We start from the raw sequence: 12414 nt of genomic DNA on the forward strand, positions 1-12414 counted from the left end.
GCTGGCCGCCGCCGCGCGGCCCCGCGGCCCGCGCCGTGCCCGGCTGCGGCTCACCCGCGTCGACCCCTGGTCGGTGATGAAGACGTCGTTCCTGCTCTCGATCGCCTTCGCCATCGTCACCGTCGTGTCGGTGGCCATGGTGTGGCAGGTCCTCGGCGCCGCCGGCGTGTGGGACTCGATCAACACCACGGTGCAGGAGAGCATCGGCGGCGAGGACGTCGCCGGGTTCAACATCGAGGACTTCCTCGGTACCTCCCGGATCCTCGGCTTCACCATGTTGGTGGCGGCCATCGACGTGGTCCTGCTGACCGCGGCGGCGACGCTCTCCGCGTTCCTCTACAACATGTCCGCGGCGCTGCTCGGCGGCGTCGAGGTCACCCTGGCCGAGGACCAGTGAGCCTGGTCCCCTTCGCCTGAGCCTCTGCCGGCGTCGACCCCCGTGGGGTCGGCGCCGGTTGCTCGTTGGTGGTCGGGAGCGTGGCTGCGGACTGCGCTGGGGGGCGGTCTGGGCGCGGTCGTGTGCCTGAGGCCCGCCTATGCCGGGTCTTCGGGCACACGACCGCCTGGCCGCGCCTCGACCATCCGATCCCCGCGGGCGGTCGCCGATTTCGCCCCGCCCGAGCGCTCAGGTAATGTTCCCTCTCGGCTTGGGGAGACGGGGCTTCCACCCAGATCTCCTTGCCACCCGGGCCTATAGCTCAGACGGTTAGAGCGCTTCCCTGATAAGGAAGAGGTCACAGGTTCAAGTCCTGTTAGGCCCACCGGAAACGGTCTGGTGACCGACCCGCACCGCACACGGAGGTCACAGCGTGAAGAAGCTCGTGCTCGTCGCACTCGCCGCCGCTGCCGCGCTGGTCGCGGGCAAGAAGCTCCAGGAGAGCAAGGCCGAGAAGGCCCTCTGGGCCGAGGCCACCGACAAGCTCCCGGAGTCCTGACACTCCACCTCCCGGGGCACCTCGGTGCCAGCCACGGGGCCTTGGCGCAATTGGTAGCGCACCTGCTTTGCAAGCAGGGGGTTAGGGGTTCGAGTCCCCTAGGCTCCACCAGATGAAGCCGCGGGCATCGCCTGCGGCTTCTGTCGTTCCCGGCGGATGGGCCGTCAGCCGACCCAGCGAGCGAGGTCGGTGCCCGTCTCGGGGTCGCCCTCCCCGTGCGCCCGCTGCAGCTCCAGCTCCCGCCGCAGGACGCTCACCTGCGTGACGGTCACCTCGTCGTGCCGCTGCATCATCGTCTTCCGCGTCGCCACGGTCTGCCACCCGCGGGCGGCGTACGACGGCGGGGGGCTGTGCCAGACCGGACCGGGCAGGGGGGCAGCGCCGGCGGGACGGGCCGCACCGGGGGCGGAGCGCCGCGGCGAGACGAGACCCTCGTAGGTGAGGGGGGAGGCCGGGGCGGGCTCGTCGGCGAGCGCCGCGGTCCCCGCACCGGAGCCGGTGAGGCTCACCAGGGAGGCGATGACGAGGCCGACGCACAGCAGGAGCAGCACGGTCTCCATCTCCACCCCTCCTCGTTCGGTCTCGTTCGGTCGCCGGACAGGGACACGAGGTTGGCGTACCGGACCAGACCACCAGGGGGTCGTGCCGCGGAGATCCTCGGTATTGGTGACGCGCGCCAGACTGGGCGTGAACCCGACTCGAAGGAGCTGACCCATGGCCGAGGTGACGGACTTCAACGCCCGGATCGTCGAGGAGTTCCGCAGCAACGACGGGAAGGTCGGTGGCCCGTTCGAGGGTGCGCCGATGGTGGTGGTGCACCACGTGGGCCGGAGGAGCGGGGAGCCACGGACCAACCCGATGATGTACCGGCCCGCCGACGACCCGGACGTCATCTACGTCTTCGCGTCGGCGGCCGGCGCCCCGAAGCACCCGGACTGGTACCACAACCTCGTCGCCGCCGGCCGCGCGTCGATCGAGCGCGGCCACCCCGCCGGTGGCGTCGACACCTACGACGTCACCGTCCACGAGCTGGCCGGGGACGAGCGCGACGCCGTCTACGCCGCCCAGGCGACCGACTACCCCGGGTTCGGCGAGTACGCCGAGAAGACCGCCGGCATCCGCACCATCCCGGTGCTCGCCCTGCGCCGCGCCTGACGCACCGGTCGGCCGCAACCCGATTGCACCGGTCGGCCCGGCAGGCGCATGCTGGACGGCAGACAGCCGCCGCGCTCCCCGGCAATCCCGCGCTCGCGAGGGGTGTGCAGTGGACGCATTCGACGAGGCCTACTCGGTCGGCGTGCCCGACACGCTGCCACGCCCCCGCCGTACCGAACGCGGTGGCACCGCCGGCCCGCGGAGTCGCGAGGACCGGGGCGCCGGCAGCCGGCCGACCCAGCCTCCGACGCCCCAGCCCCCGGCCCCCGAGCCGATGCGGGCCCTGCCCACGCTCGGCGAGCCCGTCGCCCTCGGCGGCTCGATCCTGCGCAGCGACGGCAGCCTGGCCCGCGGCTGGATCACGGTCGAGGGTGACCGGATCGCCGCGATCGAGTCGACCAAGCCCCGCCACGTCGAGCACGCGATCACCACCGGCGGCGTCATCGTGCCCGGCCTGATCGACCTGCACGGCCACCCCGAGTACAACGTCTTCGCCCCGTGGGAGCCGCCCAAGACGTTCATCAACCGCGGCCAGTGGCGCAACAGCGACGAGTACGCCGCGCTCGTCAGGGAGCCGTGGAGCCGGCTCACCTCCGGCGGCGCCGAGGAGTCGGTGAAGAAGGCGATGACCCGGTACGCCGAGGTGCGCGCCGCCGTCGGCGGGGTGACCGCCATCCAGGGCGCGTCCAAGGACTACCCCAACAAGGCGGAGGCGCTGGTCCGCAACGTCGACCTCCTCATCTTCGGCACCCAGGTCGCCCGCAGCACCGTCGACTTCGACCGGCTGCGCGACGACGACATCGAGTCGATCCGCAAGGGGATCTTCGACACCAAGACCGTCAAGGCGCACTACGTGCACCTCGCCGAGGGCCAGAAGACCAACGAGGCGTCGGTCCGCGAGTTCGAGCGGTTCGCCGCCTCCCCGCTGTTCAGCAGCGCGACGGTGATGATCCACGGCACCGCGCTCACCCGCGACCACTTCGACCAGCTCGCCGACAAGGGCGGCAGCCTCGTCTGGTCTCCCCAGTCCAACCTCCGCCTGTACGACGAGACGACCGACGTCGCGGCCGCGCTGGCCGCCGGGTTGCCGGTGGCGCTGGGGGCCGACTGGATGCCGTCGGGCAGCCCCAGCCTCCTGCACGAGCTCAAGATCGCCGCCGAGGTGGTCGCCCAGACGCCCGGCCTCGACCTCGAGCCGCCGGACCTGGTCCGGATGATCACCAGCGGCGCCGCCGAGATCGCCGCGCTCGGCGACCAGATCGGCACCCTCGACGTCGGCCGCACCGCGGACCTGACGGTCATCCAGAAGCGACGCGACGACCCGTACGAGAGCGTGGTGGCGGCGTACCCGTCGTGGGTGGACCTGGTGATGATCGGCGGCGACGTGATCTACGGCCGCCCCGACTGGGTCGCGGAGCTGACCGGTGCCGAGGGGGCCACCCAGTACGAGCAGGTGAGGGCGTGGGGCCGGCACCTGCTGCTCGACACCCGGTTCGGGTCGCCGGAGGAGGGGCCGCCGACCGGGCCGCCGCGGCGGCTGGCGGAGATGCGGGCGCAGCTGATCGCGCGCTACCCCGCCGTCGGCCCGATCTTCGCCTAGCGGCTGTCGGCCCACGAGGATCAGCGGAAGGAGCGACGATGCTCGACTTCGACCCCGGAGGGCCGCCCGTCCCGGCGTGGGACAAGGGACCGCCGATCGCGATCGCGCGCCACTTCGCGGCGCTGCCGCCGATCGCGGCCGAGCACCGTGAGCTCTTCTGGTACGACTGGGGCCCGGTCTTCTACCGCGGCCGGCTCAACGGGACCGCCCGCGTCCTCGGCATCGCCTCCGACCCCGGGCCGACCGAGCGCCTGGTCGGCCGCACGCTGGTCGGCGACGCCGGCCAGCGGGTCCAGGGGTTCCTCGCCAAGATCGGCCTGACCAGCACCTACGCGCTCGTCAACGCCTTCCCGTGGGCGGTCCACCCGAGCGACTCCAGCAAGGCGCGCAAGCTGTTGGAGGAGCCGGACCAGCTCGCCTGGCGCAACCGCTTCTACGACCTGGTCACCGACTCGCGGCTGGAGGCGATCGTCGCCTTCGGGCAGAACGCCCAGGCGGCGCTGGCGCTGTGGGAGAGGGCGCCGGACGTTCCGGTCGTGGAGATCCCCCACCCCTCCTCCCACGACGCCGCCGAGCTGGCCGCGCGGTGGGCCGAGGCGGTCACGACGCTCCGCGCGGTGGTCGCCCCGGACCCGGACGGCGACGCCACCGGCCCCAACTACGGCGCCGAGCTCGCCGAGGAGGACTACGCCCGGATCCCGCCGGGCGACCTGCCCTACGGCGTACCGGTCTGGATCGGGGACGACCGCTGGGGCCGCACCTCGACCCCGCGCCACCACAACCCGATCAAGCGGTCGACGGACGACGCCGACCACGCCATGGTGTGGCAGGCGCCGCAGGGCTGAGGGCGGCTCACTCGTCCGGCCCGACGAGCATCCACTCCACGCGCCGCAGCATCGCGGCGACCAGCTCCTCGGCGTCCTCGTGCCGCCCGCCCGCGACCCACTCGGCCAGCCACACCTGCAGGCTCGCGATGACCAGCCCCGCGGCGACCCGCGGCTCGAGCCCGCGGACCTCGCCGGCGTCGAGGGCGCTGCGCATTCCCGCGACCAGCGTCTCCTGACCCGCGCTCCACACGGTCCGCTGGACGCCGTACGCCGCCGGGCGGCTGCTCGCCCAGCCGGCGCCCGCCCACAGGCTCATGTCGAGGTAGGCGTCGTGCCGCGCGAGGTAGCGGGCCACGGCGCCGATGCCGGCCATGATCCGGGCCAGGGGCGAGGCCGTGGTGGCGCCGGCCTCCTCGACCTCGGCGAGCAGCTCGGCCATCCGGTCGGCGTGCAGTGCGTCCCAGATCTCCTCCTTGCCGGAGAAGTGCTTGTAGACGGTGGCGAGCGAGAGGTCGGCCGCCTTCGCGATCGCGGTCACCTTGGTGCCGGCGAACCCCGTGCGGCTGAACTCCGACTCCGCGGCGCCGAGGATCTGGGCGCGGTACATCGAGCGCCGTACGTCGTCGATCGGGCGCACGCCCGGATCGCTCACCATCAGACCTCCTCGGGGTCCCGACCATTGCGCCGACCGCGGGCTCAGACTAGTGTCCAGAACCATCATTCTGCACCACAGACCGATTGTTCTGTCCATGGGGGTACCGATGGCGAAGCCGCCGCTCAGCATGCGACCGACCGGGTGGTTCCAGGTCGCGTGGTCCGCCGAGGTGCCGCCCGGTGCCGTGCACCGGATGACCTACTTCGGCCGTGACCTGGTCGCGTGGCGCGGCCACTCCGGCGAGGTGACCGTGATGGACGCCTACTGCGAGCACCTCGGCGCCCACCTCGGCCACGGCGGCACCGTCGTCGGCGACGACATCCAGTGCCCGTTCCACGGGTGGCGGTGGAACAGCGCCGGCCGCAACGTCTGCATCCCCTACGAGGACCGCCCCAACATCGGCAAGAAGATCCGCACCTACCCGGTGACGGAGCGGAACGAGGCCGTCTACCTCTGGCACGACGTGGAGCGGCGGGCGCCGTACTTCGACGTACCGGACGTCTTCGGCGCCTGGGACGACGGCCGCACGGCCGACGACTACCACCGCAGCCACCCCGACCAGATCCTGTTCGACCCCGGCCTGGAGCTGCACCCGCAGTACGTCCTGGAGAACGGCGTCGACTTCGCGCACTTCAAGTACGTGCACAAGGTGCCGATCATCCCGCTCTTCACCCGCCAGGAGTTCGAGGAGCCGATCTCGTACGTCGACTTCACCATCGCGTTCGAGGGCGAGCCAGGGAGCATCGAGGAGGTCGACAGCTGGGTCGAGGCGATCAACTGCGGGCTCGGGCTGGCCGTCACCAAGAGCCACGGGATGATCGACAACCGCACCGCCACCGCGGTCACGCCCGTCGACGACCGCACCTGCGACGTCCGGTTCTCGGTCTGGATCGGACGCGACCCGAGCCTCGACGAGGAGACCTCGCGGGCCCGCGCCATCAAGCACGCGCGCGGCGTGATCGAGCAGTTCCAGGCCGACATCGTCATCTGGTCCCACCAGAAGTACGCCGACCCCGCCGCCCTGGCGCGCGGCGAGTACGCCGGATTCACGGCGCTGCGGAGGTGGGCCCAGCAGTTCTACCCGCCCGAGGACCGGATCGAGCACACCCAGGCCGCCCGCCAGTGAGCAGCCCACCAGTGAAAGGCACCGCCATGAGTACCACTGATCGCCCGACCGACCGACCGATCAGGGTCTTCCAGGTCGCCACCGGCAACGTCGGCACCGAGATGATCCGCCGCATCGGCCCCCACCCGGACCTCGAGCTGGTCGGCGTCCACTGCTACACCCCGGACAAGGTGGGACGCGACGTCGGCGAGCTCGCCGGGATCGGTCCGATCGGGGTCGCGGCCACCGGCAGCGTCGACGAGATCCTGGCGGCCGCGCCGGACGTGGTCACCTTCCACGGCGTCTTCCCCGACGAGGAGCTCTACCTGCGGGTGCTGGAGGCGGGGATCGACATCGTCACCACCGCCGACTGGATCACCGGCCACCACCGCAACGCCAACCACCCGCACCCCTCCGGCCGGCCGTGGACCGAGATCCTCGACGAGGCGGCGAGGCGCGGCGGCGCCACGTTCTACGGCACCGGGATGAACCCGGGGCTCAACCAGATCCTCGCCGTCGCGGCCTCCGCCGACGTCAGCGAGATCGAGAACGTCACCTGCATCGAGTCCGTCGACGTCTCCTGCCACCACTCGGCCGCGACGTGGCGGGAGGTCGGCTACGGCCGTCCGGTCGACGACCCCGAGCTGCCCGGGATGCTGCGCACCTACACCGAGGTCTTCGCCGACTCCGTGTGGATGATGGCCGACTGCTTCGGCGTCGAGCTCGACGAGGTGGCGTTCGAGTACGAGCTCGGCGCGTGCACCAAGGACGTCGACCTGGGTTGGTACCGGCTGCCGGCCGGCTCGCTGGGCGGCAGCTACGTCAAGTACGTCGGCAAGCGGGCCGGCGTACCGCTGGTGGAGACCCACATCGAGTGGCAGATGACGCCGCACACGTCGCCGTCGTGGGACATCAAGGGCTGCTACATCACCCAGATCAAGGGCGACCCCTACGTCTACAACAAGCACATGATCTTCCCGAAGCCCGGCGTCGACCTCTCCGACCCGGAGAGCTTCGCCTCGATCGGGATGACCGTGACCGGGCTCCCGGCGCTGAACTCGATCCGGTCCGTGGTGGCCGCTCCCCCGGGCGTGCTGACCAGCGCGGACGTCCCGCTGCGCGGGTTCGCCGGGCGGTTCAAGGCCTGATTCCGGTGCCGCGTCGGCAGAAGCTCGCTGCCGACGCGGCGCTTACATTGACATTCGTCGATATCCGGCGCATCCTCTATATCGACAGCCGTCGATGTAAGGAGTCGTGATGTCCGTACTGCCCGTCGTGGTGATCGGTGCCGGCCCGCAGGGGCTGGCGGCCGCCGCCCACCTGCTGGAGCGCGGCCTGGAGCCGCTGGTCCTCGAGTCGGGGTCCGGCCCCGCGTCGGCGATCGCGGAGTGGGGCCACGTGCGGCTCTTCTCCGCCTGGCCCGAGCTGGTTGACGCCGCCTCGGTACGACTGCTGGAGCCGACGGGGTGGATCGCGCCGACCGAGGGCTACCCCACCGGGGCGGAGTGGATCGAGCGCTACCTGGCCCCGCTGGCCGCGGTCCTCGGTGACCGGGTCCGGTACGACGCCCGGGTCACCGGGGTCTCCCGCAAGGGCCGCGACCGGCTGGTCGACGCCGACCGCGCGGCGCAGCCGTTCACCGTCCACCTGATCAGCGCCGACGGCCGGGAGGAGCGGGTCGAGGCGCGCGCGGTGATCGACGCGTCCGGCACGTGGCGCGGGCCGAGCCCCGCCGGCGCCGACGGCATCCCCGCCCTCGGCGAGCGCGCCGCGGCCGACCTGATCGCCTACCAGGTGCCCGACCGCGCCCACCCGGAGCGGTACGCCGGCAGGCACACCGTCGTGGTCGGGGCCGGCGACTCCGCCTTCAACGCCGTCCACGAGCTGGTCCGGATCGCCGCGGACCACCCGGGCACCCGGATCACCTGGGCGATCCGTCGTGCGGTCGGCGCCGACACGTTCGGCGGTGGCGCCGCGGACCAGCTGCCCGAGCGTGGCGCGCTGGGCCAGCGGGCCCGGGCCGCGGTCGACTCCGGCGCGGTCGACCTGGTCACCGGCTTCCGGACCGCCGAGATCCGCCGCGAGGGCTCCGGGGCGGGAGCGCGGGCGGTGCTGGTCGGCGAGGACGGCCGCACCCTCCCGCTCGCCGACACCGTCGTCGTGCTGACCGGCTTCCGCCCGGACCTCTCCTTCCTCTCCGAGCTGCGGCTGGACCTCGACCCGACGCTGGAGGCGCCGCGCCGCGTGGCCGCCGAGGTCGACCCCAACGTCCACTCCTGCGGATCGGTGCAGGCGACGGGTGCCGCGGACCTCGCGCAGCCCGAGCCCGACCTGTACCTGGTCGGCATGAAGTCCTACGGGCGGGCGCCGACGTTCCTGGCGCTCACCGGCTACGAGCAGGTCCGCAGCGTCGTGGCCGCGCTGGCGGGCGACCACGAGGCCGCCGCGCGCGTGGAGCTGCAGCTGCCCGACACCGGGGTCTGTGGCGGCGCCGGGCTCTACGACGACCCCGACGGTGCCGGTGGCGGCTGCTGCGCGCCGGCGCCCGAGGTGCTGACCATCGGGTCGTCCATCGGCCGCGCGCCGCTCAACGCCTGAGGCCGCGAGCCGGCAGAAGCTCACGCCCCGAGGCGCGAGTCGGCAGAGACTTTCTGCCGACTCGCGCCGTCAGCGCCGGGCGGCCACCCCGAGGTCGTCGAGGAGCGCGAGCACGCGCCGCTCGACCTCGTCCCGGATCGGCCGCACGTCGTCGACCTCGAGCCCGGCCGGGTCGTCGAGCGCCCAGTCCTCGTAGCGCTTCCCGGGGAAGTACGGGCAGGCGTCGCCGCAGCCCATGGTGACCACGACGTCCGCGGCGCGGACGACCTCGTCGGTCCAGGGCTTCGGGTACTCCTGGGCGATGTCGATCTCCCTCTCGGCCATCGCCGCGACCGCCGCCTCGTTGACCCGGTCCCCGGGCTCGGAGCCGCCGGACCAGCCGATCGCGGCGTCGCCCGCGTAGTGCTGCAGGAACCCGAGGGCCATCTGCGAGCGCCCCGCGTTGTGCACGCAGAGGAAGAGGACCACCGGGCGGCCGTCGGTCTCGTGCCCCTCGATCCGTGCCATCGCGTGCAGCCGCTGCCGGGCGAACCGCTCGGCCAGCAGCGGGACGAAGTTGAGGGTGGTCGCCTTCCCGGCGAACTGGTCGTACGACTCGTGGAGGAACCGCTCGATCGTCTGCTGGTTGAACCTGCCCTCGTACTCGGTCGCGAGGCGGGTCGCGGCCATCCGCAGGGCGACCTGCTGGTCGAGGGTGATGCCGTCGTGGTCGGTGTGCGTGCTCATCGTCGAGCCTCCTGGGATGGGGTGCGGTTGCCGCCCGGCGTCGGGGTGGGGTGCGGGCCGGGTGCGGTCAGGACGCCGCGTGCAGCAGCGGCGTGAGCAGGCGAACCCGCGTGGCGAGCTCGTCGTAGGCGCGGTCGAAGGAGTCGCGGGTCCCCGCGGGGACCGGGTCGGGGACGGACCAGTGCACCGCCGGGGTCGAGCCGAGCTCCTCGTGGGCCCGGTCGCAGACCGTCACCACCAGGTCGTGCTCGCCCGCCGCCTCGCCGATCACCTCGGCGAGCGGGCGCGGGGTGGCGCCGGCCAGGTCGAGGCCGTGGCGGCGCGCGGCGTCGACGGTGCCCGGGTCGAGCCGGGGCGCCGGGTGGGTGCCCGCCGAGGTGGCCGGGATCGGGCTGGCCTCCCGCCACAGCGCGGCGGCCAGCGGCGAGCGGGCGCTGTTGCCGGTGCAGACGAAGACCACCCGCGCCGGCGCGATCCGAGCCGGTGCGGCGAGCGCGGCGAACGCGTCGGGGACCAGCCGCCAGTACGCGCGGCGGCCGTCCCCCTCGGAGCGCCGGCGCTCGATCACGCCGGCCCCGGCGAGGATCCCGAGGTGGTGGGCGAGCAGGTTGGACGGCGTACCGAGCCGGGCGGAGAGCTCCGAGGCCGCGGCGTCGCCGACGGTCAGCAGGTCGACGACCCGCACCCGCGTGGGATCCGCGAGCGCGCCGTGCACCGCCGCCCGCCGTTCCGCCGTGTCGTTCCACTCAGTGTTCATTGACTCAATAGTCGCTGACTGATCGGCCGAGCGCAAGGGCCGGCGCGGGATCGGGTCGTGTGCCTGAGGCACCCGGATTCCGGGTTCTCAGGCACACGACCGTGCGCTCGCACCCGCCCCGAGCCCCGGTTCGGCGTGCCCCGAGCCCCGGTTGGGCGTGCCCTGAGCCCCGGTTCGGCGTGCCCGGAGCCCCGGTTCGGCGTCAGCGGGCGGTGGTGCGCCGGTACTGCCGGACCGAGAGCGGGACGAACGCGACCAGGATCAGCACCACCCAGATCAGCACGTAGGCCTCGGGGTGCTGCATCGGCCACACGTCGGACGGCGGCACGCCGCCCGTGTTGCCGAACTGCTCGCGCGACGCCTGGGTCAGCGCCGAGACGGGGTTCCACTCCACGATCGTCTGCAGCACGCCGCTGAAGGACGAGGTCGGCACGAACGCGTTGGAGACGAACGTCAGCGGCATGATCACGATGAACGAGGCGTTGTTGATGACGTCGACGCTGGGCACCAGCAGGCCGACATAGGCCATCACCCAGCTGATCGCGTAGGCGAAGAGCAGCAGCAGCGCGAAGCCGATCAGCGCGTGCATCGCGCCCTCCCGGATCCGCCAGCCGACCAGCAGGCCCGTCAACGCCATGATCGCCAGGGAGAGCACGTTGTAGACGACGTCGGACGTGGTGCGGCCGACCAGGACCGCGGAGTGCGACATCGGCAGCGAGCGGAACCGGTCGATGATCCCCTTCTGCATGTCCTCGGCCAGCCCCGCGCCGGTGAAGGTGGCGCCGAAGACGACCGTCTGGGCGAAGATGCCCGCGATCAGCCACTCCTTGTAGTTGACCGCGCCGCCGGGGTTGATCGCCCCGCCGAAGACGTAGGCGAAGAGCAGCACGAACATGATCGGGCTGATCAGGACGAAGACCAGGATCTCCGGCACCCGCTTGATCTTGATCAGGTTGCGCTGCGCGACCACCCAGCCGTCGGCGAGGGCCTGCGCGGTCGCCTGCGTGGCGCTCATCGGGACACCTCCGCGGCCTCGCGGTCCTCGCCGGACGTCTCCTCGGCCGCGTGGCCGGTCAACGACAGGAAGACGTCGTCCATCGTCGGTCGGCGCAGGCCGACGTCGAGCACCGTCACGGTGCGCTCCTCGAAGCCGTGCAGCACCCGCAGCAGGTCGCCGGTGCCGGAGCCGCGGACCGCGGCGGTCAGCTCGCGGCCGTTGTCCCCGACGACCACGTCGCCCGCCGCCACCTCGGCCAGCACCGCCCGGGCGGCGTCGCGGTCCTCGGCGTCGGCCAGGACCACCTCGATCCGCTCCCCGCCGGTGCGCGCCTTCAGCTCGTCGGCGGTGCCGCGGGCGATCTCGCGGCCGTGGTCGATGACCAGGATCTCGTCGGCCAGCTTGTCCGCCTCCTCCAGGTACTGCGTCGTCAGCAGCAGCGTCGCGCCGCCGGCGACCAGCTCGCGGATCACGTCCCACATCTGCTGGCGGCTGCGCACGTCCAGCCCGGTGGTCGGCTCGTCGAGCACCAGGACCGGCGGCTCCGCGACCAGCGCGCCCGCCAGGTCCAGGCGTCGGCGCATGCCGCCGGAGTAGGTCTTCGACGGCCGGTGCGCGGCGTCGGCGAGGTCGAACCGCTCCAGCAGCTCGGTGGCCCGCTGCCGGGCGCGGACCTTCCCGAGGTGGTAGAGCCGGCCCACCATCACCAGGTTCTCGTAGCCGGTCAGGTGCTCGTCGACGGCGGCGTACTGCCCGGAGAGGCCGATGTTGGCCCGCACCGAGTTCGGCTCGCGCCGCACGTCGAAGCCGGCCACCTCCGCCTCGCCGGCGTCGGGGACCAGCAGCGTGGTCAGGCAGCGCACCGCCGTGGTCTTCCCGGCCCCGTTCGGGCCGAGCAGGGCCAACACCCGGCCCTGCGGCACGTCCAGGTCGAGGCCGCGCAGGGCCTCCACGTCGCCGTACCGCTTCGTCAAGCCGCGGGCGCTGATCATCGTCGCCGTCATCGTTCGCCTGCCTTCGCTGGTGGATCTCCCGAAGAACTTCGAGACTAGGGACCGG

The 12414-nt window shown here is 72.6% G+C and carries 14 protein-coding genes and 2 tRNA genes; 10 read left to right on the plus strand and 6 right to left on the minus strand.

Annotation, left to right across the window (positions count from 1 at the left end):
- The 4 genes from ABLM29_RS13640 to ABLM29_RS13655 all read left to right on the plus strand — a co-directional run.
- A partial coding sequence (locus ABLM29_RS13640; RefSeq protein WP_349714668.1) for a DUF3566 domain-containing protein occupies positions 1 to 397 on the plus strand: 397 nt, incomplete at its 5' end.
- A 290-nt stretch (positions 398 to 687) separates the two neighbouring features.
- Positions 688 to 761 (plus strand) — tRNA-Ile (locus tag ABLM29_RS13645).
- Positions 762 to 809: 48 nt separating this feature from the next.
- Complete coding sequence (locus ABLM29_RS13650; protein WP_349714669.1) at positions 810 to 935, plus strand: DLW-39 family protein; 126 nt, start codon at positions 810 to 812, stop codon at positions 933 to 935.
- A 35-nt stretch (positions 936 to 970) separates the two neighbouring features.
- Positions 971 to 1046: transfer RNA gene (locus tag ABLM29_RS13655), tRNA-Ala, on the plus strand.
- A gap of 53 nt (positions 1047 to 1099) precedes the next feature.
- Here the strand turns inward: ABLM29_RS13655 and ABLM29_RS13660 are convergent.
- Positions 1100 to 1495 (minus strand): hypothetical protein, encoded by a 396-nt coding sequence (locus ABLM29_RS13660; protein WP_349714670.1) that lies wholly within the window; start codon positions 1493 to 1495, stop codon positions 1100 to 1102.
- A 154-nt stretch (positions 1496 to 1649) separates the two neighbouring features.
- On the opposite strand from ABLM29_RS13660, the gene ABLM29_RS13665 reads away from it, so the two are divergent.
- The 3 genes from ABLM29_RS13665 to ABLM29_RS13675 all read left to right on the plus strand — a co-directional run bounded on the left by ABLM29_RS13665 (position 1650) and on the right by ABLM29_RS13675 (position 4535).
- Positions 1650 to 2090 (plus strand): nitroreductase family deazaflavin-dependent oxidoreductase, encoded by a 441-nt coding sequence (locus ABLM29_RS13665; protein WP_349714671.1) that lies wholly within the window; start codon positions 1650 to 1652, stop codon positions 2088 to 2090.
- 109 nt (positions 2091 to 2199) lie between these two features.
- On the plus strand, positions 2200 to 3690 hold the full coding sequence (locus tag ABLM29_RS13670) for an amidohydrolase family protein (RefSeq protein WP_349714672.1): 1491 nt from the start codon (positions 2200 to 2202) through the stop codon (positions 3688 to 3690).
- Between the two features lie 38 nt (positions 3691 to 3728).
- Complete coding sequence (locus tag ABLM29_RS13675; RefSeq protein ID WP_349714673.1) at positions 3729 to 4535, plus strand: uracil-DNA glycosylase family protein; 807 nt, start codon at positions 3729 to 3731, stop codon at positions 4533 to 4535.
- Positions 4536 to 4542: 7 nt separating this feature from the next.
- Here the strand turns inward: ABLM29_RS13675 and ABLM29_RS13680 are convergent, their stop codons facing one another.
- Complete coding sequence (locus ABLM29_RS13680) at positions 4543 to 5172, minus strand: TetR/AcrR family transcriptional regulator (protein ID WP_349714674.1); 630 nt, start codon at positions 5170 to 5172, stop codon at positions 4543 to 4545.
- A gap of 94 nt (positions 5173 to 5266) precedes the next feature.
- On the opposite strand from ABLM29_RS13680, the gene ABLM29_RS13685 reads away from it, so the two are divergent.
- The 3 genes from ABLM29_RS13685 to ABLM29_RS13695 all read left to right on the plus strand — a co-directional run bounded on the left by ABLM29_RS13685 (position 5267) and on the right by ABLM29_RS13695 (position 8875).
- Positions 5267 to 6298 (plus strand): Rieske 2Fe-2S domain-containing protein, encoded by a 1032-nt coding sequence (locus ABLM29_RS13685; protein ID WP_349714675.1) that lies wholly within the window; start codon positions 5267 to 5269, stop codon positions 6296 to 6298.
- 26 nt (positions 6299 to 6324) lie between these two features.
- A complete protein-coding gene (locus ABLM29_RS13690) occupies positions 6325 to 7425 on the plus strand; it encodes an NAD(P)H-dependent amine dehydrogenase family protein (protein ID WP_349714676.1) in 1101 nt (366 codons plus the stop codon).
- A 109-nt stretch (positions 7426 to 7534) separates the two neighbouring features.
- Complete coding sequence (locus ABLM29_RS13695; RefSeq protein ID WP_349714677.1) at positions 7535 to 8875, plus strand: NAD(P)-binding domain-containing protein; 1341 nt, start codon at positions 7535 to 7537, stop codon at positions 8873 to 8875.
- Between the two features lie 69 nt (positions 8876 to 8944).
- Here the strand turns inward: ABLM29_RS13695 and ABLM29_RS13700 are convergent, their stop codons facing one another.
- The 4 genes from ABLM29_RS13700 to ABLM29_RS13715 form a co-directional block, all read right to left on the minus strand.
- On the minus strand, positions 8945 to 9601 hold the full coding sequence (locus ABLM29_RS13700) for an arsenate reductase ArsC (protein ID WP_349714678.1): 657 nt from the start codon (positions 9599 to 9601) through the stop codon (positions 8945 to 8947).
- A gap of 67 nt (positions 9602 to 9668) precedes the next feature.
- Entirely contained in the window at positions 9669 to 10358 is a 690-nt protein-coding gene (locus ABLM29_RS13705; protein WP_349714679.1) for an arsenate reductase/protein-tyrosine-phosphatase family protein, read from the minus strand.
- Positions 10359 to 10560: 202 nt separating this feature from the next.
- A complete protein-coding gene (locus ABLM29_RS13710) occupies positions 10561 to 11373 on the minus strand; it encodes an ABC transporter permease (RefSeq protein WP_349714680.1) in 813 nt (270 codons plus the stop codon).
- A complete protein-coding gene (locus ABLM29_RS13715) occupies positions 11370 to 12359 on the minus strand; it encodes an ATP-binding cassette domain-containing protein (RefSeq protein ID WP_349714681.1) in 990 nt (329 codons plus the stop codon). The genes ABLM29_RS13710 and ABLM29_RS13715 overlap by 4 nt, the downstream gene beginning before the upstream one ends.
- Between the last annotated feature and the right edge of the window lie 55 nt (positions 12360 to 12414).

It is taken from the genome of Nocardioides sp. YIM 152588 (genome assembly GCF_040191335.1).
Lineage (GTDB): Bacteria > Actinomycetota > Actinomycetes > Propionibacteriales > Nocardioidaceae > Nocardioides.

Coding starts and splice junctions, on each gene's coding strand:
- ABLM29_RS13705 (WP_349714679.1), bottom strand. CDS start 10,358: ATGAACACTGAGTGGAACGACACGGCGGAACGGCGGGCGGCGGTGCAC.
- ABLM29_RS13660 (WP_349714670.1), bottom strand. CDS start 1,495: ATGGAGACCGTGCTGCTCCTGCTGTGCGTCGGCCTCGTCATCGCCTCC.
- ABLM29_RS13695 (WP_349714677.1), top strand. CDS start 7,535: ATGTCCGTACTGCCCGTCGTGGTGATCGGTGCCGGCCCGCAGGGGCTG.
- ABLM29_RS13685 (WP_349714675.1), top strand. CDS start 5,267: ATGGGGGTACCGATGGCGAAGCCGCCGCTCAGCATGCGACCGACCGGG.
- ABLM29_RS13690 (WP_349714676.1), top strand. CDS start 6,325: ATGAGTACCACTGATCGCCCGACCGACCGACCGATCAGGGTCTTCCAG.
- ABLM29_RS13680 (WP_349714674.1), bottom strand. CDS start 5,172: ATGGTGAGCGATCCGGGCGTGCGCCCGATCGACGACGTACGGCGCTCG.
- ABLM29_RS13710 (WP_349714680.1), bottom strand. CDS start 11,373: ATGAGCGCCACGCAGGCGACCGCGCAGGCCCTCGCCGACGGCTGGGTG.
- ABLM29_RS13700 (WP_349714678.1), bottom strand. CDS start 9,601: ATGAGCACGCACACCGACCACGACGGCATCACCCTCGACCAGCAGGTC.
- ABLM29_RS13675 (WP_349714673.1), top strand. CDS start 3,729: ATGCTCGACTTCGACCCCGGAGGGCCGCCCGTCCCGGCGTGGGACAAG.
- ABLM29_RS13715 (WP_349714681.1), bottom strand. CDS start 12,359: ATGACGGCGACGATGATCAGCGCCCGCGGCTTGACGAAGCGGTACGGC.
- ABLM29_RS13665 (WP_349714671.1), top strand. CDS start 1,650: ATGGCCGAGGTGACGGACTTCAACGCCCGGATCGTCGAGGAGTTCCGC.